Consider the following 24,869-nt stretch of genomic DNA (forward strand, 5'->3'; position numbering starts at 1 on the left):
ATATGCATATGAGTTAATGCCCGTCGGGTTATATTCATTTATAGCAACCAACTGAGAGAACCCTATATAATTTCCGCCGACTACGCTTGATTCAACGGTAATTCGCTCAATGCTCGCTGACTGCGGATAGGTATTTACCATAAGCAGTCCGAATTCACCCGAAATTATCTCGTCGCTTGATGAAGTATTAAAGGTAAACAATGAATTTCCGACCGATACATTTTCCATCTGCTTAAACAGGTGGTGTCCGGCCGTTACATTAATAATATCCTGATGGATAAGCCTTACATCAAGCTCAGTTAAAATATTAGGATTGCTGAAAGCAATAAATTCAAACACAAAATCGCGGTCCTGAGTTATAATTTTTTTACCGCTGATATAATCCTGCGCAAGATTGATGCCATAAGGTTTTCGATACTTTCCTTCACTTGCGCTATAATCATCCGGATAATCAAAGGTTATAGCATCTAAAATATCAAAAGGATTTTCAGGGTCCGTCAGGTCAAGCAATACTCTTTCGCTGTTTTTAATCTCATATACTCTTACCTGATAGCCTTCACTTATTGTCACGTCACTGGTCATTTCCACTGTTATACTACCCTCGCCCACATAAAGTGCCAGCGGCGCAATTTCAAGAGAGGTTCTTGAAAGCGTTATGTTTGTGGCACCCTCAAAGCCGCGCACCTCAAAATATTTTGTGCCAAGAAGCGACAATGGACTGCTCAGCGTTACGCCTTCTATTTGCGTAACTTGAGCGTTAAGCCAAATCATATGCGAGCTGATATCTGTCACACTCAGCTTGTTGTTTTGGTCTATGGCAACCGGAGTACTTACTCCTGTCACCGGCAAGGCTGTCGGCGGGGCCGATGAAGTCTGTCTTTCATAAACAATACCGTATCCTACACTGTTTACAACAATATTGCCGTCATAAAACACCGGATAGAGCTGCAGATAGTTCATATTTGCGCCCAGACTCTTTCGGATAGCTATAGTATTTCCTGCTGATGCTGAGGTAGCATCATCATAAAGGTAGTTATTGCCCGGAGCATTAAGATTGTTTGAAGTATAAAGTGCCATGCGGCTGATATACGGGATTATTTTGACCTCAATAGTGTCAACCGCCGAAACATTAAGTCTAGCGTATAGTGTCAGCGTAACTGTGCCCGTGCCGTAGATATGAATTTTTCCGCTGTTGTCAATGTCCAAAATGCTTCTGTTGCTGCTTTCAACCACAATTTGCACCGTTCCCAGATTGCTGGGAATAGTCTCTACCTTCAGCAGCTCATTAAGGCTTAAAATGTTTATAGAGTTTCCAAAGCTGTCTTTGCTATTTGCAACCGAATATTTCAAAACGAGCGCACCGCTGTCATCTTGATAGAACCTCTCGCCATAGCCAATCAGAGGATTATCATTGACCAAAACACTTATGGCTGAAGGCACTTTCCTTACAAACAACGGGTAACCTGCACCGTAGGAATAATCAACTCTCAGCACCGGATAGCCCTCGTTAAACGCCATATCGGCAATATCATTACTCCACCAGCTGCCGCCCATGCTGACCAAACCCGCAACATTCGTCTGTACTATAGCCGTCACCGAATATGTACCCGCAGCACCAACAGTACTTAAAACAGACACATCATAATCAATGCCGTCAAAATATGCATGATAGCCGGTAATATTAATATTATTAAGAGCCGTTCCTAAAATTGCACCGCTGACAGGGATACCTGCTGCATTAGCGATATTCCCGAGGAAGTATACGTCACTCAATTCGCTGTCACTTGCACCAGCAACACCGCCAATACTGCCATAGGCTGATATAAACAGTTTTGCAAAGGCACGCTCAACTATGCTGTTTTCAGCTGCCCCAACAACACCACCCACATACATAGCTGAGCTATAGCTCTGGGTAGATATACTCACAAAGTTGGGGTCGTTTACAAATTCAGAAGCATAGGCATAACTCAAGCTTGAGCCCATCAGTCGCCCTATGACACCTCCGATATATATCTGGTCAGAAGTTGATATTCCCATATTGCCGGCCGAAATAAGTTTGGGGCTGTTTATTCCGGCCCCGCGCTCTTCATAGTTTTCAGCGCGCAAATATCTAAGGTCTGTGCCGTCTTCGGCAAGTCCTCCAACACCGCCCACATTATTTCGGGCAGTAATATTTACAAACGCCAAAGCGTTCCAAATCTGAGTGCCTGCACCCGAACTCACACCAAATATACCGCCTACATTATCAAGCGCTTTTATGGTGCCGCCCGAAGAAACATTATAAATCGTTCCAATTGTGCTCTCTGATATATTTTTACCCACAATTCCGCCCACGGCAGAGTTTGGGTTGGTTATAGCAAAAGAGCTATTTGAATTAATATTTATCAAAGCGTCAACACCTTGTGCTTGATATGCTGTAACAAACTCAGGGCTTGTGCTGCCTGACGGCGCAAATATCTCATCTGTCGCTCTATACAGTGTATATACACCATAAACACTGCCGCTGTTTGTGCCGGTTATTCCGCCAACATTCACGGTATACGCTCCATCGCTTACATTAATACTCCCGCTGATAGGGTTGAGTACCGTGTCGGCTCTAATACGGATGAGTTTATCTTCTTCACTGTTGAGCAAGCCTATCCCTAAACCGGATGACAGTACTCCGGCCGCACTTATTACATTACCAAACGCAAAATCAGTCGGATCCTCATATCTCGCTTCGTCGCCGCCAAAATAATAGTTTGCAATATTTCGGGTAGTATTTGCATTGTCACCCTGACCGCCGTTGGCACTCATCGAGTTTGCAAAATTGATAATATCCCCCGTGTTTTTGCCGGCCAAAGCACCTATATTAACACTGCCTGCCCCTGTCAGATTTCTGACATTATATCCGTTAAATTCAACCGAACAATTGAGTATAAGACCGTTATTTTGCCCCACAAGGGCCGAGGCGTTCGTTACACTCTGACCCTCAAGGCTGATTATCACACCCGTGAGCCTTAAATTCAAAAGTCCGCCGCGGCTGTCAGCAAAGAGGCCTACATTGACATTTGACGAGCTTAGACGCAGCCCTCTTATTTCAAAGAAGATGCCTCTGGAAGAGTTATACACGTCCGCAATGTCGGAAACCAAATTAAACCCATTAAGCGTTCCGCTGAAATTTGAAATAGGCTGCCACGAAGATATGCTGTGAAGGCTGATATTATTCATCAGTCTATAGTGAAGCGAAGGTGCTTCTCTTATCGAAGAAAGATCCTCGGCATTATATATCGAGAATGGATGTAATATCGTTCCGTTTTCTATTTCAATCAAAAGGTCAACATAAATTGTACCGCTGAGAGAACCTGTCATGTGGTCAACGGCAAATATACGCAAAACCACATAACCGGCCTTTCCGTTGTTGTTTGCCACAATCCTGAAGTCTCCCCGGCCAACTAAGCTCAGCACATTTATGTTGTCATTGGTTATGCTTTGAGCAAGACTTCCGTCAAATCTCACAAGTCCCGAGTTTTGCATGTCAATCAGTCCTGTGCCCTGGTCATAAGGTATCAAAGCATGAGTTGATTCATTGTAGTTATAAAGCACAAATTTAAGATTATTATTAAACACCTGACTTGGCGAAGTGATATATTTCACGTCCGTCTGCTGGCCCACTCTTATTGCCCGATAAGGCAAATCATATTTAGTGTAGTTAATATCTTCAAGCGTAATCTTTGACATCTGAGCGGCGGTTTTTACAAACACACGGCATACCAGCTTGATTTCAACACCAAACTCATTTATGTTCACCACCAGCCTTATGGGCTGCCCCTCAGGTGTGGGTTTTACGGCCTGAAAATTTCCCGCACCGTTGTTAATTAAATATGTCCCCCAGCCTGTGCTGCCGTCTGGGTTAATTACACTATAGGTTACATGCCCGCTTTCATTGTTGATTGTAGCGTTGCTCGGCATAATAATCGGATAAATGCTAAACATAGACATGTTTTGGTCACTAAAGCCCAGAGAGTTGCTGTCATAAACCTCTGTTATCTCTGTGTTAAGCCTGATATTATTTGAAGCTACATAAATCACCAAATCAAAACTGTTTGTCTTGGTGCTAAGTTGCGGAACAAAATTTCCGCCAATAGTAGTAAACTTATAATATTTCGTGGCCACTTCAATAGTTATTCCATTGCTGTCGGTTTCGGTGAATGTCGAAATTACACCCGCGTTGGTTACCGTCGCGTTTGTGCGATTGCCCACTATGCTGTATGCATTTGATATAATTCCGTTTCCGGCTGCTGTGATAGTAGTTACAAACACATTAAACTTTCCGCCGGCTTTGGCGGTAATTTTGCTAATACTCCCGTCTCCATGATATAAAACCTCACTTATGGCGATGCTCGAATAAGCACTGTCTGAGCGCACAATTATATTTTCACCTGCAAGCTCATCCACTACTTTTATGGGTTTGGCTATCTTTCTGCCGTTTCCGGCGTCAATAACAAACTGACCATCTCCTCTTTTCAGTCCTGTCAAATTAAACTGAAGCGGAGAAGTTTGAACAAGCCCCACAAAAGTGCTGTCAATCATACCTTGAATCGCTTCAAGGTCGGCGTCAATAGGTGTAACTTTAAGCAATATGTTGGTGGAGCTCCCCTGATATTTTAAAACAATGCCATTTATATTAAGGTCATTCTCAATGGCGGCATTGGTCGGATTGCTCGTATCAAGGCCGTATGACAGCTCTATGTCGCTTATACCCATAGCAGCTCTCATCAAATATTCAACCGTACGCACTTCAGCAAGTCTATCGTCAAAGCCATCAGCACCAAGTGCGCCGCTTGTGTTATTATAAAAATCAACAGGGGCGCCTACGCTGTTCAATGCAAAATATTCAACCATCGTGCTCACAACAAGCTTATAGTTTCCTACAAGCAACCCGCCTGAAGGATTAAACAACATATAAACCGCTTCATTGTTGTTTACAACAAATCCCCATTGCCCGTTATACTGCTGCGGAAGTATACTTGTGCCATTTTCTCTGGTGAGAATGAAGGCGTCAAAGCTGTTGCCTGTCACAACAGGACTGTTGCCGGCATCCAATATTGTCAAAAACATTGACCTGTTTTGGGGATCAATTTCAACGGTAGTGCCGGTTGAAACCCCAAAACTTAACTTGATGCCAAGATCCTCACGGCTACTGTCGCTGTCACCATAAATATCATACACCGTCAGTCTGTCATTAACCTGGTCTATAACAGTATTGCCTTGCTTAAGTGATATACCCCGCCCCACAGCCGAAACTCTGACAGTCAGGTCGGCGTCCTCACTGACATTATACTTAATCTGGTTATCATAGCCTTTGAGCTTTATTTCAAAGCCCAAAACGGCCTGCCCGCTTCTGACTTTGTTTGCATCTATTAAAAAGTTTTGAACGGCGCTGGTCACATGACCACCCCCGTCTATAGTTTCAAAATATTGACCCTTTGTGACCTCCGCAATATCGGCGCCGCTTTTAAAAACTGCATTTACCTCAACGGGCACCGGAGTGTTAACTCTAAAACTAAATTCCTCTTTATGATAGCTTTCGGAGTTACTGAACAAGTCTATTGCGGTCTTGTCATAAATGTTTGGGTTGGAATCATTAAATATAATTTGCGTGTTTGATGAGGAGGTTGTCCCGTTGCTCTTACCGCTTAATCCAACACTGTTTATCTCCACATTCTTTACTACGGTTATAGGAATTACCGCACTAACTGCGCTGTTATAGCGGCTGGTTGCGGTTATATTAATTATGCCCTCAACATCAGCGTGCTCAGCGATGCTTAAAACACCGTTATTCAAAATAATTGCCGAAGCAATCGGATTTAAGGTATCAACACTAAAGTCCACCTGTGTCTGGTTGGTGGCAAAGGGCGGATACTTTGAAATTAGGTTTATATATGAGTTAAGATTGACCGAGCCGTTAACTACGACGGCACTTCCGTTTGTTATGCTTCTTGTAGCAACAAGATTAAACTGTTGATTGGTGCCTGACTTATTAAAGTTTATCTCGGCAATAGGAGCAATAACCTTGATTCTTATTTCTTTGGGATTTTTATTGGTCTCAACCGAGAGGGCTTTCAGCGTAAAATAATTATTTCCGTATGTAGGCTTAAGCGCCTTTATGGTGGCGGTAGTTCCGCTTGCGCCATACTGCTTGTCGGTTATCTCAAGCGCGTCGGCATCGTCGCACACAAATCTCAGTGCCCCGTTTATGCCGCCGACGCCACTGACATCAAACCGCATAACAACCAAGCTGTTAAGCTCCAGCGTCAAAACATCGCCCTCAAATGTGGGCTCCAAAACTCCCGCAGAAGCTTCACCCGAAACGAGGGAAACGTTTATACGGAGATTGTCATATTTGTCACCGCCACAGCCAACCAAAACTCCCGCAACCGCAAATAGCAGCAACATAACACAGACCAAGGTTTTTTTCATACAGTACCTCTCATTTTTTGGTGCTTTTCTGCTTTTTTAGTATGTTGAACTTTCACCAAAATTATGTTTCTTCAAAAAGTCCATAAATTTATTATATATATTATATAATATATCCCTTTGTCAGGTCAAACGAAATGGCAAGAAATAACCTTACACTGCCGTAAATCTTTAATGTCTCTCAGTGTTAGGTTTTCCCCTCAAAAAAATTACTTTTCCTTTCTGAATTTCCGCCTTGTGGCCTCACCGCCTCTGATACATCTCATGCTCAAATTAAACTTTAAAAGTGCGTCAACTCTGCGATATAATTTGGCGTCAATATTCAAAAGCTTATGTGCCAAATCATGATGCACTGTGCTTTTTGAAACCCCAAAAATTTTGGCCACCGCCCTCACAGTTGAGCGGTATTTTAAAATATATCTTGCCTCATCAACAACTCTTGTTTCCAACAAATCTTTCATTCTATCGCCTCTTTTAGGCTGCAAAACATTTACCAACTCTTCCTTAAAAAGACAGGTTAACAAAGGTTTTTCAGTCCGCCTTACGATAAAACAATATGTTTAAAACCCGCGAAATATGAAAAAATAGAAAGAAAAAGCGGAGATTATTTCCTCTCTTATTCTATAAAAAAATTAAAAATCCGCTTTTTTCCTCTTTTAGAGGCATGGCAGACTGCTTTTTATGTTTTCTTTATACTGTGGCTGTGGAGATGTTTAAATTTTCGAATATACAAAAAATTATGTCGCACGAAAAGTTTTGATTTGAGAGCACAACAAAATTTGTGCGTTAAAGTGAAGCGGTTTAGCAAAATCTTTGAAGAAAACAAATTAAATATTTTTATTGCGGGCGGTGCATACGTATCACTGAACGATTCTGCAGGCACCATAAGTGCCGAAGCCTTAGTGAAGTGATATGTATGCACCGCCCAATTACATAAAAAACAGGGCTGTGTGCCCCGCTTTTAATTACTTTCCGCTTTTGCTGTCAATCAACTTTATTACGTCACCCACGGTTTTTAGTTTTTCGGCTTCTTCATCACTTACCGAAACACCAAACTGTTCTTCAAGCGACATAAGCATTTCTATCATATCCAGAGAGTCAGCGCCCAAGTCTTCCACAATTTTTGAGTCGTCCTTAACGGTTTCTAAGCCCACATTAAGCTGAGCAGCAAGAAGCTTTTTTACTTTTTCGTTCGACATATTTCCTCCATATTTTTGGCCTACCCAAAATTGCGGGCAACCTTTGTATGAAACGATTATACACCCAAAATGGTCATAAGTAAAGCATTTTTATCCAAAATTCCGTGCCGTTTCATGTAAATATTTTCCAGCATACCAAAAGTGTCGAATTTACTCTCAAATGGCAGGAAAATACCGAAAAAACAGTTGAAAACCAACCGATTTTACATACTTAGCTCTAAATCCGGCCCTTTTTCTTCAGATTTGGGCCCCAAAGCTTGCTCTTTCTTCTTAAATACTTGTGTAATAAAATAAAGTTTCATTCCCTTTAATAATGGTTGATTTTATCATTTTTCCACCTCAGCTTATTATACAATATTTAGACTAGTCACAAACAGTTTAGCACTGCCCCCCCCCCCGACGGTCAAGCGATTTCAAACAAAAAAACAACCGCTCTTTAAGGGCGATTGTTCCTTAAATTGAATTTTTATTCGAATTATTTGTCACTAAATGAAATATACAGATGCGGGTTAACTTTTTTGTTATCCTTCAAAATTTCAAAGTGCAGATGCGGACCGTCATTCAGCTCTCCCTTGGCGCTGTTTGAAACAGCTCCTATAACATCGCCCTGTTTGACCTGCTGCCCTTCACTTACAGCAACGTCACTGTTCAGTGAGGCATATACACTCTTCAACCCATCCGCATGCTCAACTGTTACGGTCGTGCCCAAAAGATAAGTATTCTCTATCTTTACAACCGTGCCGTCCAAAACACTTAACACAGGTGTTCCGCTTTCGGCCGAAATATCAATAGCCTTATGAGCTTCCCATTGTTTAAGCGTTGAGTTAAACCGCAGAGCAGTGTCGGAGAAATCCTTTATAATCGCCCCGCCTTCAAGCGGCATAATAAACTCAACCTCACCTCCATCCACCGGAATTTCACTGCCCGGCGGAGGATTGTTGATGTCGCCAGGGGTTTCAGGCACACCGTTTCGCGGAATAAGGGCAATCCCCACCGCAAGAGCCGCCACCATAATAACCCCTAAGGTTGAATAAAGGATATTCCTCACCAAATTCTTATTATTCTTTTTTGCTTGCATACTCTTCCTCCTTGCTGTGATTATTACCCCTCACCGTTTTTTTAAACATAAATAATTCCACAAAGGGATTGCCACGTCGCCGCGCTCCTCGCAATGACATTAAAGGGCATCCTTACTAGTTCCATCCAAAGGTTAAAGATAAGCTGAAATTCATCTTTAAAAAACTATACTTTTTTAGAATTTCTATGTCAAAATTACAAAAAATCTATCAATTTTTATAATTATACCCCCATAAAACGCCTTTATTTGACCTGTATGGCACAAAAGCAACTAAACATACAAAAATACTACCCAATATTGTAGTTCTGAATTCATGTTTTTATTTCGATGTTTTTTCATCCGAAAAACTATCATCCTCAGTTCCATCTGTCTGATTTATAACTGCCGCTTTAGTCTCTTTATTTTTCTTATTATTAATATACAAAACGAGCCCTACAATTACTGCAACCGGCAACGCGCTCTCAGCAAGCCGAACCACGACAATATACCATTTTGTGTAAATATAGTAATAACAGTAAAAATCGAAATCCAAAGCACCAATAAAAACCAATTAAGTTTTGTTGTTTTATTTTTGTCTTCCGCACGTCGTTTTTTGTTGATAAAAAAGCTTACGCTGTCACGACAGACCGCACACCGCATATTCCCAGGCCTACCCAGGCACCCAACAACGCAAATTCTATTCCTCCCAAAAGGTTACCCAAAACTACCGTTATCAGAATTACCCATCTTTTCTTTACGAGATAGGTTATAGCAAGACTTCAATAAGACAGAACAAAGAAAATCTGAATGAAAATATATATCAGGCTTGTCCAATCCCCCACACCTGCCTAAGAAACAAAAAAGACAGAACTAAATAGTTTTGCCTTTTTCGTTTCGTGTAAATTGGAAACAAAAAACTCTACAACATTGCTTTTTGCTTAACATTTCTTTCATCCCCTAAAAGGGAATACTCTTTCTTATCCTTTTTTACAATTATTTTACGTGTTTTACTATAACTAATTAACCGTCCGCACTGTCACTACCCGCCTATTCATCTTTTATTTTTCGCACAAACTTAAATCTGGGCTTCATCCACTTTTCCTTATGTTTTTCAATACGTTTATTGCCTATAATAAAGTCATAACAAAGAAGCCCCAGACCCTGAAGAATATAGATATAATAAGCCATTATCCTCCATATGATAAGCGCCCAGAACAGTGCTCCAGGCATACCGGCGCTCGCAAACATTGAAGCAAACAACGCCATAAACGACAGCTCGGCCATACCCGTGCCGCCCGGCAGAGGCATAACGCTTGAAGCAAGCTCGGTAAGGACTATCAGTGCCACCATAGGAATTATAGCATCAGGACTCCAACCAACAAAGGCACAGTATATAAAATATGGAATAAGCCAGCTTGCTATAAGACCTACGGTTGAACCTAAAATGTTTACAAACCACACCCATGGCGATTTGCTATACCGCCTCATTGTGTGCTGCCAAGTCATAACAGTGCGCATAACCCGCTTAAAGAGCTTGTTATAATTCTGCCTGAATATTTTGCAAAACAACTTTAAACATGCAATAACCAGCCCTGCACCCAATTTGCGGCTGAGTGAAATAATGCTTACCGTAGCCATAAGTAACACAATGACGCCATATCCTATCCAGCTGGCGGTTCTGACAGCAATCTGTTCGGGACTGGTTCCGTTAATCGTTGTGCCGATTACACCAAACATAATAATTGATATCAATATAAAATAAACAATCTGCGAAAATATATACTTACCCATGGTGATAGACGTAGAAGCCCCGCCGCTCACACCGTATTTGTTAAGATAAAATATTTGAAAAGGCTGACCTCCTACGGCAAAAGGCGTAATCATATCATAATACTTTCCGATTGCCGCCACCTTATAACTGACATGAGGTCTGGGTATGCCCGTTGCTTTTTTTATAAGGTTCATAAATCTAAGCTGCTCGCTGGTCATTATAACAAGAAACAGCCCGAATACCGCCACAATATACCACCAATTCACCTTTGAAAAGTCAAAAGAAGTAACCCCCTCAATGTCGGTGCTTATTTGATATACTAAAATACCGGCAATAACGGCAATATTAACCAAAAAGAACACCAGACTCATTATCTTCTTCTTTTTGCTGCGCCGCTTTGCAACTTCTTTGTTGGCATTTTCTATTTCTTCTTTGGCAATAACTTCCTGAGGTTTTTCTATATTCTCGTCAAAAAACCTTAATCCACTAAAGTTGAGAGCATAGTTGCTTTTAAGCTTGAGCTGTTTTTTTATCTTAACCTGCTCCAAAATAACCTTGTCACCAGCTTCTTTCATACTTTTTTCATCAGAAAAACCCACAACCTCTGTCGCCTCATTTCTAATATTTTTATTTTTGTTATGTTTTTTTGACATCACAGCTCCCAGAACAAAAGAATACAAGAGGTGGCCTCACCACCTCATGTTATTAACTTAATCAAAAAGGTCTTTATATCTATCTTCGTGAAATATTATTTTAATTCCGCTTGTAAGCCCCGAAATAAGTCTTTGCTGATATCCGCTAAAGTCATTGGATGCCGCAGCGGCAAACAAGTTTTCAAGATGCGTTTTTCCGCCGCTGAGGCGCAGTGACTTGTTTAACAGCTCAATGGTTATGTCGTTCGGATTCATTACAATAGGGTTAAGCTCATCTACATACATAATGAAGTGATATCCATAATCACTCTCTACCCATGAGGATATAGCACCCCTCTGCCCCGCACCATACAGGTTTCTGCTTTCTTCCGTAAAACTGTCCACCATGCCCGAGCTGGTTGTTCCGATAACATAGTCATAAGTCGGGTTTATCATACCGCCGTCTTCACCGTATATATAAATCAAATCATTAAATCTCTGGGCCATATCCTTAGCAAATTTGTCAGTTGTAGTATCGCCCCCGTTCTGCGTCTTAACTTCCTGATAAAGGTCCTTTAAAATCTGGTCAAGCTGCGCTACGGTTATGCCGTTTTCGGTTTTAAACCCTTTCTCATCTCTCAGATATATCCTTGTCTGCTCTACAGATTTATACTGATTTTTAAGTTCCTGCTTTTCTCCGTCAGTCAAATATACGTCATCATCAATAGCGCTGAAAACACTTTTCTGCTCTTCACTGAACTGAACCAAAATATGAATAACACTGAAAAAGTTTTCATTGCTTCCAAAATAAACATAATTGTCAAGGCCGCCTACTGCTACGATAGCACTACCCATGCTCTCGGGTGAAATATTTGCCTGTTCTTGATTGGCGGCATACATTTCTTTATATCCGTTTAGTATCTTCTGCACTGTTTCATTGTTCAGTCTTCCGTTTTGGTCAAAGCCGTAGTTGTTTAGAAACACTGTCTGAAACTTGTTAAGATAGGCATTTTCTAAGTTTACCTTAAACGCCCTGTCAATCTCGCGCTGCAGAGTTGCAGTGTCTCCTACAGGACTCTGGCCCCTTTCTTTCTGGCTTTCCTTCAGTTTTTCTATAAACTTGCTAAACACTGCGTCTGTCTGCTCTTGATTGGCAAATTCCTTTTTAACATAGTTGTTTACGTCAAGCTTATCCTCAGTTTCAAAAATAAAGTCTGGGTCAACATATTTATACGCTTCCCAAACGCCGAGTGTCGTGTTAAATGACAGCTCAAGTGTCGGAATATACTCCGCCTGAGGAGCAAAAGCCGGGGTTGCCGCCTCTTCTGTCAAAAACTCACCTGCCGAACCGTACAAATCCTTTGCAATCGTCGACAATTGTTCGTTGAGATAGTTCCATGTGTCTTTAATAGCCTTATTATATTCGACATTAGTAAGCTCCCATCTAAAGTCCTGTTCACTCACGCCTGCATCAACCTCAGCCGCCGCCTGTTCTCTTAAATACTTCAGCATAAATTCACGGTTAATAAGCTGCTTTATACATTCTTCAATAGCCTCTTTAATTGTCATGCCCTGCTGCACAAGCTGATAACCATAATTATAATAGCTGTTTAAAAGCTGTTCCTTAGTAATTTTAACATCAGTGCCCTCAACTTCAGCCACTATCTGATTGTAATATGTTTCATTGTGCGTCGAAAACAGGTTGCATCCCCCAAAAAAAGCTACAACCAGCAGCGCACAAATACAAATACTAAAAATTCTTGTCTTCACAGCGTTTTCTCCTAATTAGTGTTGCTTATAAGTATACACTAAACCTCTCATAAAATCAAGCGAACGGCACAATAAATTTTTCTAAGATTTATATAAAAAGATTAAATTTTTTAATTATTATTTAACTTTTCCAACAGCTCAACCACCTTATTTTGAACCTCCGCCGCTGAGACAGTTGCACTAATTTTTATAGACGGACGTACAGACTGCTCAAAACCCTGATATTGCGATAATTTTTGTAAAATGTTTGGCGCAATATCCTCATAAAAATCTATTTTGGCACCGCCTTTTTCAATCTTTATGTGTTTTACGCCAATGTTTTCACCCAAATTTTTGATGAGAGCAATGTTTATAAGTTGCAAAACCTCACCCGGAAGCCGCCCATAAGTGTTTTGTAGCTGTTCTGTTATAATTCTTGCCATATCAGAGGTTTTTACTCTTGAAATCTGTGTATATATTGCAATTCTGCGCTCACTGCTGAGAGCAAACTCAGACGGCAGATATGCGTTGATTGGAATGTCTATCTTTATCTCCCTTTTCTGAGTGACCGCTTCACCCTTAATTTCGCTGACGGCTTCCGCCAAAAGTTTAACATAAAGGTCATAGCCTACCCTTTCCATGTGTCCGTGCTGACGCGCTCCTAAGATATCCCCTGCCCCCCTGATTTCAAGGTCGCGCAGAGCTATTTTATAGCCGTTGCCCATACCGCTGAACTCCATTAATGCGCTCAGCCGCCCATAACCCTCTTTTGACAGAGCCTTGTCTTTCTTAAACGTAAAATAAGCATACGACGAACGATTGCTCCTGCCAATACGGCCTTTTAACTGATATAACTGACTTAGCCCAAGCATGTCGGCATCCACCACAATCAGCGTATTTGCAAGCGGCAGGTCAATGCCGTTTTCAATCAAAACTGTAGACACCAAAACCTGAGTTTGCCTGCTAAACAGCTTATAAATACTCTCTTCAAGCTGCTTAGGTTTCATCTGCCCGTGAGCCACACCAACGCTGACGCCCGGAAGCAGCGCTTTAATTTTGCTTGTAAAACTGTCGATGCTCTCAACTCTGTTATATACAATCAGCACCTGCCCGCCTCTTGTTACTTCCCTCACGCAAACTTCTTTAATCAGCGTTTCAGAATATTCAACCACATGTGTTTCAGGGGCGAGTCTATCTATTGGCGGAGTGTTGATATAGCTTATATCTCTTATACCCACAAGCGACATATATAGTGTGCGCGGTATGGGCGTTGCCGAAAGCGTCAGCACATCCACATCGTGCTTTAGGTGCTTAAGCTTTTCCTTGTGCTCCACCCCCAAACGCTGCTCCTCATCCAAAATCAACAACCCCAAATCCTTAAACTTAACGTCCGCTGACAGAAGTCTATGCGTGCCGCATACAATATTAACCTTGCCGCTCTTTAGGTCTCTCAAAACCTGCTGCTGTTCAGAGGGAGTTTTAAATCTGTTTAATACCGCCGCTTCTGCCATAAAGGGCTTAAGGCGCTCCTGACATGTGTTGAAGTGCTGCTCGCTCAAAATGGTAGTAGGACAAATTATGGCCACTTGCTTATTTTGTTGAATAACCTTATACGCCGCCGCCAGAGCCACCTCAGTCTTGCCAAACCCCACATCGCCGCAAATAAGTCTTTCTACAACACGGCCTCCCATCATATCATTTTTTATGTCTCTCAAAGCCAAAATCTGGTCCTCAGTATAAGCATAGGGAAAGGCCCGCTCAAACTCAGCCTGAAGATATGTGTCCTCAGGGTATCTATACCCCTGCGCCCGCTCACGTTTTGAATAAATCTCAAGCAAATCAAAAGCCATTTCCTTTACCGAGGCCTTAACCCGCTGCTTTACCTTAAAAAACTCAGCTCCGCCGATTTTGTTGCATCTAGGGTTGGGCTCACCCACATAGGCCGATATCAAATCAACATTTTCGCTGGGTAAATACAAAATATCTCCGCCAAGATACTCAATGACAATATAATCCCTAAAGCTTTGCGTAAGCTTGAGTTTTTCTATGCCTATACACTTGCCTATCCCGTGAACGGTATGAACAACAAACTCTCCCACCCTGGGCTGATATCCGCCTAAGGCCTTCTTGCTGCCGGGCTTAACAATGCTGAAAGCATTAAGTGCGTCGCTTCCCACCAAAACAAATTTATCCGCGCTAAATCCAGCGCTGAGCGGAATATTAACTTCACTTACGTTTATACCGCTTCCGCATTCATCCAAACTGTCAACCTGTCTATATTTTAGTCCAGCACTATCCAACAAATTTTTTATTTTACTTTGAGTAAGGCTCATACCGCAGCTTAAAAATATTTTGAAGTCTAGTCTAAGCCAACTTCTAATCTCAAAAACCAGCTCATCAAAGCGTCCGGCAAACTTGCCTATAAGCATAGGTTCAAAATTTATTTGCTTAGTATTTTCAAACAGTGGCTTGGTGCCAAGCTTTCTGAACTCTGTTACTTCAAGGGTTTTAAGACTTTCTAATATTTCTTCATGCGTAAGATATAACTTTTTATGCTCCTCCAAAATTTCGCCGCCCGAGATCAGAACTTCAAAGCTTTGCTTAATTTCTTCATACTCCCCACGAAGCTTGTCGGTGATTATTTTGCTCTCATCCAAAAATACTTTAAAGTCTTTAAAATAGTCCATTATACTACTGTTAAAATACTCCTGAAACGGCAGTACAAAAATATTGCTCAAAGGAATACCGCTGCCACTAAGAGCTTGAGTTTGACAAAATACAATGTCATTCAGCCTTAGCTGTTTCTCACCTTCAAGGTTAGTATTACCAAGGCTTTTTGTTATATTTTCTATGAGCTTTTGTTTATCATCAATTACAACAAACGAAACGGGCGCAATATCTACGCCGTCAAGTTTATTTGTCATTTTAAAACTCACAGCGTCAAACTCGGTGACGCTCTCTATTAAACAATCAAAAAAACTTATGCGTGTGGGGGCTTTGAGGTATACATCCAAAATGTCGCCCCTCACACTAAATTCACCAAAGGTACTTATAATGTCAGTCCTCACAAACCCAAGTGCGCTCAATTTTGATATGAATATATCTAAATCGTATTTATCCCCCACACTCAAAGATAAGCAGCTTTGCCTGAAAAATTGCGGGCACGGCAGCCTCTGCATCAGCACTTCGGGCAGAACTATCAAAATATCCAGCTCGCCCGCCGTGAGCTTGTTTAAAACCTCAAAATACTTTTTAAAAGTAGGATTCTTGTTTTCATCCATTCCAAAAACAAGCGTAAACTTTTGAGCAAGAATATCTCCCTGCCTGCCCAACGCTTCAACCTGACTCAAAACCTTAACAGCGGTGTCAAGGTCGGGCGCAACATAAAGCAGCGGGACGGCCAAAGCTGCCGTCATGGCCCGCTCACCAATTCCCATACCCGTTACAACTGCTTTGCCGCCATACTTATTAAGCTCTTCTAAAATACTAAGTTTCATGTGTCTAAACTCGGCTTTACCTTAATTGTTACACTTGCTTCGGTGCGCCCGTCAAGTATGTCAAACACACTCTGAACAGCCAAATCTATTGCGGGCGAAATCAGCTCAAAGCTCTGCTTGTCAATATTGCTTATAACATACTTTTCAAGATTGACCTTCCCCTCAGGCTTACTGCCTATCCTGATGCGTCTAAACTCTTTACCCATACTAACAACAACACCCCTAAGACCGTTGTGTGTGCCGCCGCTGCCCCGTTCTCTTATTCGCACTGTGCCTTTTTCAATGTCGATATCATCAGTAAGAATAATCACATTCTGATGCGGGATATGCTGTTTCCTTACAAAAGCAATAACGCTTTGCCAGCTCAAGTTCATATATGTTTTAGGTTTAGCTAAAATTATCTTCTTACCCTTATACTCAGCATTAGCAACAAGAGCACTGTTGCGCTCCCTCGTGAACTGTGCGCCCATACGCTCAGCCACCCTGTCGACGGCCATAAACCCAATATTGTGATAAGTAAGGGCGTACCGTCCGCCCGGATTTCCAAGCCCCACAATCAAATACATAACTTTCTCCCGTTAGTCAATTTTTACTTTCCTATTACTTTTTTGTTTTTAATTATATTTTATATTTGTTTTTTAGTATACATCAAAATTAACCAATAATCAACTAAGTTCTCTTCTTCTACATTTTATCGCAGACAATTGTCTTAGTGGTTTTGTTTTTGAAATCCACAACCAAAATTGTCTCTTGATTATGTACGTCCTTGCTGTTATCCACTCCCCAAATTTTTGCTTGAATGAGTTCAATCTCAATTAAAACCTCATCCTTAAGATTTGTGTAGTGTTCATAAGTTTCAAGATGTTTTTGCTTTAAGTTTTTGATAAACACTTTATTTTCTGTGGGATGTCCGACTATCTTTGCCGCCCCTTTAAAGTTAAATGCACCTATATTTATAGCTACATGTGGATTCTCGGCAATATTTTTCAGCTTTTCAAATTTATTGTCTGTCTGCATAAAGACCTTAAGTCCGTCATTTATTAAACACATTTGTGCCGTGCTTACAACGCCGAGCTTGTCTGCTGTGGCAAGCGTAACAAATTTTGTGCTTTTAAACAACTTTTCTATTATTTTTATAACCTCGTCATAATTCATAATTTTATTATATCTTAAAGCGAACAAGGTGTAAAGGAAATTTCAAGCACAAAATTTCATATAATCTGATATGGAAAATATAATAAACAGAACCATATCCCCCACAGCCAAAATCTATGACAACGTATATATTGAAAACTCAATCATTGAAGAAGGAGCAGAGGTACTGCCCTTCAGCTTTATTAAAAACAGCACGGTCGGGCGCGGCAGTATTATAGTCTCCTCCCATATTTTTGACAGCACTGTGGGGCAAAATTGTAGCATTGGCCCCAATGCCCAAATCAGAGGCGGAAGCGTTCTTGACGACAATACACGTATCGGCAACTTTGTAGAGATTAAAAACAGCAAAATCGGCAGCGGAACTAAAGCCGCGCATCTAAGCTACATAGGCGACGCTACCATTGGCAAAAACTGCAACATCGGCTGCGGCGTCATTTTTTGTAACTACGATGGCAAAAACAAACACCCCTGCATTTTGGAAGATAATATTTTTATCGGCAGCAACTCAAATCTTATTGCACCCCTAACCATCGGCAGCAATTCTTTTGTGGCCGCAGGCTCAACCGTCACAAAAGATATCCCTAAAAACAGTTTTGTAATCGCCCGTGTTCCTCAAAATGTCCGCCCAAACCGCAACTGCCCGCAATAAGTTATGGATGTTCGGTCTTGTTATTTCATAATAAGCCCCGCGTCTGAAGTGAGTTTGTTTGGTCTTGTTGTTTTATAATAAAAAAGTTGTGTTTAACACAACTTTATATCATCATTATTTCTTCTCTTCATCATTTGTAGCATTATCTTTGCCTTCATTCAGTTCTACATCGGCAACTTTATTTTCTGTTTGCAAAACCGCTTCATTTGCATGCTGCAAGGTTTTGTCTTCTTTAGGTTCAACTTGTTCCTGAACAGACACGGCTTATCCCTGTGCCTGCTCTGATACCATAGCCGTAACTTGCTTATCAATCCTTTTGATGCTGGCAAAAAGGAAAATCATAACAATAATAGACAGCGCACAGACGCTTGAAAAAATCAGCATACTCATTGCCACACTGAGATTTAACAAAAGTAATGTTGCCGCCATTGACTGCAGAAGCACCCCTAATTTTAATACCACAAGCTTTCAATCTACTCTCACTAATCGCTCTATGTTATTTGACAAAAATAACTAAATTGAGTAAAATATAATTATGGAGACTATAACCATTGAAAAACCGGAAACGGAAACAATAAAGGAAACCGCCAGCGACAGTGTTGCGGTTATTGTTCTGCTGGTGAATAATCCGGCTTTCAAGGTTGAAAAACCTTACGCCATAAAACTTTTAGGCAAAGCTATGAGCGACTGGGTAATAATGGCTGCCGAAGGACATAACCCCAAAACAGTTGAGTATAATATGGATGAGGATATTCTTTTATCTATTCGTCCACACCTGACTGACGCAAAATATACCGTCGTGCTTTTCAGTGACGCACCTCTTCTCAAAGCCAAAACCTTAAGTGAAATTATAGACTACGCAAGGCTTAAAAAAGTGGGCGTAGTAAAACTTACCCGCGGATACGTTTTTGAAACAGAGTTTGTAAAAAGCGCCGAAACCTTATATTCGGCACAGCCGCATTATTTTGACGAAGAAGACTTTATGACAGCGTATAATTATAAGCAGCTGACTTTTATTGAAAGTATATTAAAAACCCGCATCCTCAGCTTTCACATGAAGCGAGGTGTTCGAATCTTGGAGCCCGACAGCACCATGATTGACGCTGAGGTGACCATTGAAGAAGGCACAGTAATTCATGGCGGAAACCGTCTTTACGACACCTGCTACATAGGTAAAAATGTTAAGCTTCTACCAAATAATTACATTAAAAACAGTATTATTGATGACAACTCAAAGGTGCTCTATAGCGTCATTGAAAACTCAAAAATTCCCCCAAACAGCAATATCGGGCCGTTTGAAAAAATTATACATTAAAGAGTAAAGCGAGGCTGCGTGCCCCGCTTTTATTATTCTTCATCATCCTCTTCATCGTCGTCATCCAAATCGTCAAATACATCGTCGTCGAGATCTTCAAGCTCCTCTTCCTCATCTTCAAGCTTAACATCCTCAAGGTCATCGTCAACAAAATCCAGACCCAGCTCGTCCTCAGTGTCAAGCGGACTATCCTCAAGGTCGGTGATACTTACCATCTCACCCCGCTCCTCATCCTCGGAGTACACCCCCTCATCGCCGTTATATGTTTCCTCCCAATCGCTATTTCCTTCGTGGTCGTTTGAAAGGCCCTCTTCAAGTGCCTTTTCTTTGGCGCACGAAACACACATATCCTCATCGGGATTTATAAAATTAACTTTACATACCGGACACAGCTCCAAATCAAGGTCATCACTGATCCCCATACTGCCCTGAGCTTTCATTTCCATTTTGCATACATTACAAAACTTGTCTCTTTTCAGAATAAAATTAAGTTCGCATCTCGGGCATCTTATATAAGTTTGACTTTTCAATTTCTTGCCTCCTACTTTATTTTTCTGTCTTTTGCAGTATATTTTACTAACGTATTTTATTAGTTTACCTATTATAATGAAAGTATCTTAAAAAGTAAACCATTTTTTGCAAAATTTTTACACAAATTTTCAAAGCCAAAACTTCCCATAAAAATCCATTTTCAGCATCTGTAAAATAGGCTCATCCCTTTCCCTTCAAAAGGTAAGGATTTCTTTTTTGATATTATAGTGGTAACGATGGAGACGTTTAAGTTTTTGAATGTATAAAGAACAAGCCGCACGAAAAGTTTTATTTGCTTACCTCTACAACCAGCCCCACACAAACGTAAACACTGTAACTACACTCCCCAGCGCCAAAGACGCCCAGAAAAACAAATTATCCCACTTGGTCGGTTTTTCATACTTAAATTGATCGCCAAAAACCAGGTCCTGCGTTGAAACATTATACTTAGCAAGCATCTGGTTGAGCACCTGAATATTTTTCATATGCTCTGCCCCAAGCGGCATAGCCTTGTTTTTATTGACCTTATCCAGTTTGTCGCTATCCTCGGTGTTGAGCACAGCATTTTTAAATATCTTATTGACACGCTTAAGCCGTGTTTGCCTAAACAACAACCAATATAACCCCAATAGGCCCGCAACAAGCGCAACGAGAACTGCAAGGCTTATAAAGAACAGCGTATAAAGACCGGTATTTGTCATCCAATCCTGAGCTACAGACCACCATTCGCCTCCAATCCATCCGGCTCCCTCAGCATGCGAAAGATATACATTTATGCCGTTGTTAATAAAGTGTATTATCATAGCGGGAATTATACTTCCGCTGACAACCACGCTGAAAGCCATAAGGGCACCCAAAACAAACGCAAAAAGTGTCTGGTCAACATTGAGATGAATAAGCCCGAACATGAGAGATGACAATATTATCGCTCTCTTAAAGCCCATAGTACTCATGCCGCCCAGCAGAAGTCCCCTGTGTGTAGTTTCTTCACCAATGGCAGGCAGAACTGCTATCAATCCCAGATTTATCAGCAACGCCCACACCGAGGTACTTGAAATCACACTGTTGCGCCCGCTCCCCAGCGTCGGAACGCCTTCATAACCAAAAAGGCCCAAAATCCCTTGCCCAACCGAAGCCACCGCCACATTCAGAAAATAGCATAATATGCCCATGCCGATAGCAATAAGTATAGCAATAAAGCCTATCCTTCTAAACTTAAACTCCTTAAATGTCTGACCTACCTTTTGCTTTCGCAAAATTGAATATAAAAACAGCGGCAACAAAAATAATATGCCTATCTGCAATACAATATCAAAAAGAGCTTCTTCCAAAAATGGATCCAACGAGCGTGTATCCACAAAAGCACTGAATATCCTCATACCTACAAACAGGCAAAGGATTATAAAATATATTAAGTTGGCCGTAAATAACTTGCTTCTTACTTTCATCAAACCACCGCAAATAAAATCCAGAGCAGCCCCACAACAACCATCACCACAACAAACCCTGTTGTATTATGCTGCTGCCTTACAGTCTCAGGCTGTGCCGTCTTTACAGAACTCTCCGCAAGACCGTCAGCCACTTTCTCACCTGACAAATCAGAAGTACCGTCCGATATACTTACCGTCTCGGGAGCACTCTCCGTAACACTCTTTGATTTTGACAGCTTTTTTATTGCTATTATAAGCCCAATAATAATGCCGGCACCAACAAGAGCAAGGCCTATGGCCAAAACTATATCGACCGCACTCCATACGTCTGTTGGAAGCATTTCTTCAATGTTAGACAAAAGCGGACTAAAATAAACCGCCATAATTACTATAAAGTTGTTGAAAAAATGTACTATCATGCTATAAACAATACTGCCGGTATAATAGACAATACATGCAAAAACTATACCTAATATAAACTGATATACAAACTGATGAATTTCAAAGTGAAACAGTGCAAACATAAGGGCACTTAGAACTATTGCCGCAGCGGGCTTAAAGCGCGAAAGAAGCCCTTTAAATATTACGCCTCTGAAAATAAACTCCTCAATAATTGCCGGCATAACAGTCATAGTAATAATTGCACCGATAACCGCCCACCAAGCACCGCTCAAAGTTATTGTTGACGAAGGCTTGATATACTCAAGGCCGCTGTCTACAAGCCCTATAAAGGAATTGAAGAACAATATACAAATAACACTTATAGCAACACAAATACCTACTATCCCAAAATTTATCTTTTTATTAAACTCATTTGCTTTTATGATATCTATCTTGCCGATTTTGCTATAAATCAAAAAAGCACCCAAAAACAATAAATAAAGCACAGCATTAAGTATGTAACTCAGCCACTCCGGAATGTTTAAAATATCAACTCCAAAGCCTACGAGAATAAAACCCAGAAAAAAACTAAAAACAAGCGAAACCCCTATGGTTACACCATACATCATACTGCTGTCATTAAGCTTATAAAATGACCTGAACTGTGTCATAAACAAAGCATATCATAAAGAACCGTAAAAATCAACCAAATCCACCGTCTTATCTCCCGCCAACACTTATAAAAAATTAAATAATAAAAATAAAGTTAGGAAACCTAACTTCATTATGCCTTAATCATATTTCAAAAAATGTCCCCACACTGTTTTGAAAAGCTACATCCACAAAAACATGCTCGCCCTCGTTGATGCCGTTTTGCAAAAGGATATTCTTAACCGTCAAATACGCCAGCTCAGGCGTGTTGTTTTCTTCGCTAAGATGGCTTAAAACAACCTGCTTTACTCCCGTTTTAATGAGCTTAACAAGCACCAGCCCGCACGAAGTATTTGACAAGTGCCCCTTCGGGCTCATTATTCTATTTTTTAGCGACAGTGAATATTTAGGGTTTTCAAGCAGCATCTGCTCGTCGTGATTGGCTTCAATATACAAAACATCACTCCCATAAAGATGCTGCAGCACCTTGTCTTTCACATGCCCCACATCTGTAATAACACTTACCTTTTTGCCGCTAAAATTCAGGCTGAAGCTCAAACAAAAGTTGCTGTCATGCGGCACTTCCTCGCAGCCGACCATAACATCATCTATAAAAAAGGTACTGCTTGCAAAAAACACAATTTGATTTTGATGGATTTTTGAAAATTTTTTCATTATATATGGCGCCCCGCTTTGATGAATATATATTTTGGTGCCATATTTTGCGGCAAAAACCTGCACACCGGCGCAATGGTCGGTATGCTCATGTGTTATCAAAATCCCGTCTATGCTGGCAGGGTCTATGCCGCAGGCCCAAAGCCGCCCTTCGGCAATACTACAGGTTATTCCGAGGTCAACAAGCAGTCTTGTGCCACCGGCCTCAACATAAATGCAGTTCCCCTTACTCCCGCTTGCAATCGCAACAGTCCTCATTAGTCACCTTTAAACCTAAAAATTATATCCGCCCTCTGCAGCCTTTTGTATCTTTGCCGCTTAAGCCTCAACGCCGGCATTGTCAAAAAGAAAGCATCAAAAGCCGTCCACAGCAGTACCCACGACAGCACCATCAACGTTTCATGAAGAAGTGATATTCCCCTTGCCAAAAAATACATAGCAGCAAGCACAGCAAGTCCCAACAAAAAAGTAACGGTGCCTATAACAAGGCGGTGCCTTTGCTTAAATTCTACGTTTGTCAACTGCTGAGCATAATGCGCTCTTATAGCATCCTTTATTTCCGCTCTCTGCTCACGGCTGGCATCTTCCTTTACGTGAATACGCAGCGTAAGCTCCTGAGTCATAGGTATTGACTGCGAATAATCCTCAACAAATTCAATAAATCCTGTTTCAATCCTTCTGCGGCTTTCAACCGAATAGGGAGAATATGCGCTTTTAAGGTCAGGGATTGTCACATCAATAAATGCTCTGCCGCTCATGCGCTTGGCATCTCTGAGCACAAGCTCGTCACATCCGCACTTATCCTCTACCCTTTTTTCAAAGCCGGAATCAGACGCCGCTGCCGGCGAAACCGATTTTCCGCTTGCAATATTTTTTTTCTGCTCCAAATCTTCCTTTTCTTTTTTCATAATAACCTCGTCAAACAACAAACAGTGTGCCAAAACACACTTACGCTAAAGTCTTCAAACAAGTCTTTAGAGTGTAACAAGCCATGCAATCAAAAAGTAAAGCCCCACCCCGATACCTGCAAAAAACGCTAATATTAAGAGAACTGAAATTGTCCAGCCCACCCTTGCTTTCAACCATTTAATCATGCTTTTATTATATACAATATCACAATTTTTAGCAACCGTTTTGAGGCAAACTTTTAAAACCAAAATCTGTAAAATTATCCGTCTTTTAAAAAAACTATAAACCAAACAAAAAGTGCATTCTTTATCAGATAATTACATAAACTTAATATATATAATTTGACAAAGAATGACATTTTTGCTATTATACTACAACGAAGTGCAGGCACTTTTGTAATCTTAAATAAAAGGAGGACATTTGCGTGAAAAAGAGAAATATCTTTGTAATGATTATCCTCATTATAGTGACTTGTGGAATTTATATGATTTATTGGACCTGTTCATTCCAAAACCAGCTTAAACAGACAACGGGAAAAGGTTTTACAGGTGTCGGCCACTTCTTTATGTTGATATTTACTTTCGGCATCTACTCCATCTATTGGCAGTATGCCGCCGGAAAGAGACTGAACCAGCTCGGTGCTGACGACCGCTCAATTATTTATTTGATTTTGTGCTTCGTAGGTCTTAGCTGGCTTAACCCCTTTATGATGCAAGTTCAGGCAAACAACCTGACAGGTGCAGGCACTCAGCCCACAGCAGCATAAGATTTTTTTGCATAACAAAGAAAAACAACAGCCAATCGGCTGT

20 protein-coding genes are annotated in these 24,869 nt (G+C 41.0%); 5 read left to right on the plus strand and 15 right to left on the minus strand.

Going from position 1 to position 24,869, the window contains the following annotated elements; translation table 11 throughout:
- Both LBN07_04915 and LBN07_04920 read right to left on the minus strand, forming a co-directional pair.
- On the minus strand, positions 1–6,462 hold a 6,462-nt coding region (locus LBN07_04915), incomplete at its 3' end, for a hypothetical protein (GenBank protein ID MDR0850781.1).
- Between the two features lie 206 nt (positions 6,463–6,668).
- Complete coding sequence (locus tag LBN07_04920; protein ID MDR0850782.1) at positions 6,669–6,920, minus strand: sporulation transcriptional regulator SpoIIID; 252 nt, start codon at positions 6,918–6,920, stop codon at positions 6,669–6,671.
- A gap of 300 nt (positions 6,921–7,220) precedes the next feature.
- Here LBN07_04920 and LBN07_04925 point away from each other — a divergent pair, with 300 nt between their 5' ends.
- Positions 7,221–7,370: a hypothetical protein gene (locus LBN07_04925; protein ID MDR0850783.1), complete on the plus strand. Its 150-nt coding sequence runs from the start codon at positions 7,221–7,223 to the stop codon at positions 7,368–7,370.
- Between the two features lie 54 nt (positions 7,371–7,424).
- Here the strand turns inward: LBN07_04925 and acpP are convergent, their stop codons facing one another.
- The 7 genes from acpP to LBN07_04960 all read right to left on the minus strand — a co-directional run bounded on the left by acpP (position 7,425) and on the right by LBN07_04960 (position 17,519).
- Positions 7,425–7,658, minus strand: a complete 234-nt coding sequence (gene acpP / locus LBN07_04930; protein MDR0850784.1) for an acyl carrier protein — start codon at positions 7,656–7,658, stop codon at positions 7,425–7,427.
- Between the two features lie 475 nt (positions 7,659–8,133).
- Positions 8,134–8,736: a M23 family metallopeptidase gene (locus LBN07_04935; GenBank protein MDR0850785.1), complete on the minus strand. Its 603-nt coding sequence runs from the start codon at positions 8,734–8,736 to the stop codon at positions 8,134–8,136.
- 1,026 nt (positions 8,737–9,762) lie between these two features.
- The gene (locus LBN07_04940) at positions 9,763–11,139 is read right to left on the minus strand and encodes a flippase-like domain-containing protein (GenBank protein ID MDR0850786.1); all 1,377 of its coding nucleotides are present in this window, start codon (positions 11,137–11,139) and stop codon (positions 9,763–9,765) included.
- A 57-nt stretch (positions 11,140–11,196) separates the two neighbouring features.
- Positions 11,197–12,888: a hypothetical protein gene (locus LBN07_04945; protein ID MDR0850787.1), complete on the minus strand. Its 1,692-nt coding sequence runs from the start codon at positions 12,886–12,888 to the stop codon at positions 11,197–11,199.
- A gap of 110 nt (positions 12,889–12,998) precedes the next feature.
- On the minus strand, positions 12,999–16,364 hold the full coding sequence (gene mfd / locus LBN07_04950; GenBank protein MDR0850788.1) for a transcription-repair coupling factor: 3,366 nt from the start codon (positions 16,362–16,364) through the stop codon (positions 12,999–13,001).
- The gene (pth, locus tag LBN07_04955; protein MDR0850789.1) at positions 16,361–16,930 is read right to left on the minus strand and encodes an aminoacyl-tRNA hydrolase; all 570 of its coding nucleotides are present in this window, start codon (positions 16,928–16,930) and stop codon (positions 16,361–16,363) included. Before pth ends, mfd begins: the two co-directional genes overlap by 4 nt.
- 118 nt (positions 16,931–17,048) lie before the next feature.
- Positions 17,049–17,519, minus strand: a complete 471-nt coding sequence (locus tag LBN07_04960; GenBank protein MDR0850790.1) for a pyridoxamine 5'-phosphate oxidase family protein — start codon at positions 17,517–17,519, stop codon at positions 17,049–17,051.
- Between the two features lie 70 nt (positions 17,520–17,589).
- Here LBN07_04960 and LBN07_04965 point away from each other — a divergent pair, with 70 nt between their 5' ends.
- On the plus strand, positions 17,590–18,168 hold the full coding sequence (locus LBN07_04965; GenBank protein ID MDR0850791.1) for a hypothetical protein: 579 nt from the start codon (positions 17,590–17,592) through the stop codon (positions 18,166–18,168).
- Between the two features lie 114 nt (positions 18,169–18,282).
- Here the strand turns inward: LBN07_04965 and LBN07_04970 are convergent, their stop codons facing one another.
- On the minus strand, positions 18,283–18,429 hold the full coding sequence (locus tag LBN07_04970; protein ID MDR0850792.1) for a hypothetical protein: 147 nt from the start codon (positions 18,427–18,429) through the stop codon (positions 18,283–18,285).
- A 58-nt stretch (positions 18,430–18,487) separates the two neighbouring features.
- On the opposite strand from LBN07_04970, the gene LBN07_04975 reads away from it, so the two are divergent.
- Complete coding sequence (locus LBN07_04975; GenBank protein ID MDR0850793.1) at positions 18,488–18,685, plus strand: hypothetical protein; 198 nt, start codon at positions 18,488–18,490, stop codon at positions 18,683–18,685.
- Between the two features lie 18 nt (positions 18,686–18,703).
- Positions 18,704–19,483 (plus strand): hypothetical protein, encoded by a 780-nt coding sequence (locus LBN07_04980; GenBank protein MDR0850794.1) that lies wholly within the window; start codon positions 18,704–18,706, stop codon positions 19,481–19,483.
- 32 nt (positions 19,484–19,515) lie between these two features.
- On the opposite strand, the gene LBN07_04985 is transcribed toward LBN07_04980, so the two are convergent.
- From LBN07_04985 to LBN07_05005, 5 genes are all read right to left on the minus strand, one after another.
- Complete coding sequence (locus LBN07_04985) at positions 19,516–20,013, minus strand: hypothetical protein (GenBank protein ID MDR0850795.1); 498 nt, start codon at positions 20,011–20,013, stop codon at positions 19,516–19,518.
- Positions 20,014–20,316: 303 nt separating this feature from the next.
- Entirely contained in the window at positions 20,317–21,462 is a 1,146-nt protein-coding gene (locus LBN07_04990) for a CPBP family intramembrane metalloprotease (GenBank protein ID MDR0850796.1), read from the minus strand.
- A complete protein-coding gene (locus LBN07_04995; protein ID MDR0850797.1) occupies positions 21,462–22,496 on the minus strand; it encodes a CPBP family intramembrane metalloprotease in 1,035 nt (344 codons plus the stop codon). The genes LBN07_04990 and LBN07_04995 overlap by 1 nt, the downstream gene beginning before the upstream one ends.
- 124 nt (positions 22,497–22,620) lie before the next feature.
- Complete coding sequence (locus LBN07_05000; protein ID MDR0850798.1) at positions 22,621–23,409, minus strand: MBL fold metallo-hydrolase; 789 nt, start codon at positions 23,407–23,409, stop codon at positions 22,621–22,623.
- Positions 23,409–24,059, minus strand: a complete 651-nt coding sequence (locus LBN07_05005) for a hypothetical protein (protein MDR0850799.1) — start codon at positions 24,057–24,059, stop codon at positions 23,409–23,411. Before LBN07_05005 ends, LBN07_05000 begins: the two co-directional genes overlap by 1 nt.
- A gap of 425 nt (positions 24,060–24,484) precedes the next feature.
- On the opposite strand from LBN07_05005, the gene LBN07_05010 reads away from it, so the two are divergent.
- Positions 24,485–24,826: a DUF4234 domain-containing protein gene (locus LBN07_05010; GenBank protein ID MDR0850800.1), complete on the plus strand. Its 342-nt coding sequence runs from the start codon at positions 24,485–24,487 to the stop codon at positions 24,824–24,826.
- Positions 24,827–24,869: the final 43 nt, after the last annotated feature.

Source organism: Christensenellaceae bacterium, assembly GCA_031260975.1.
GTDB lineage: Bacteria > Bacillota > Clostridia > Christensenellales > UBA1242 > JAISKJ01.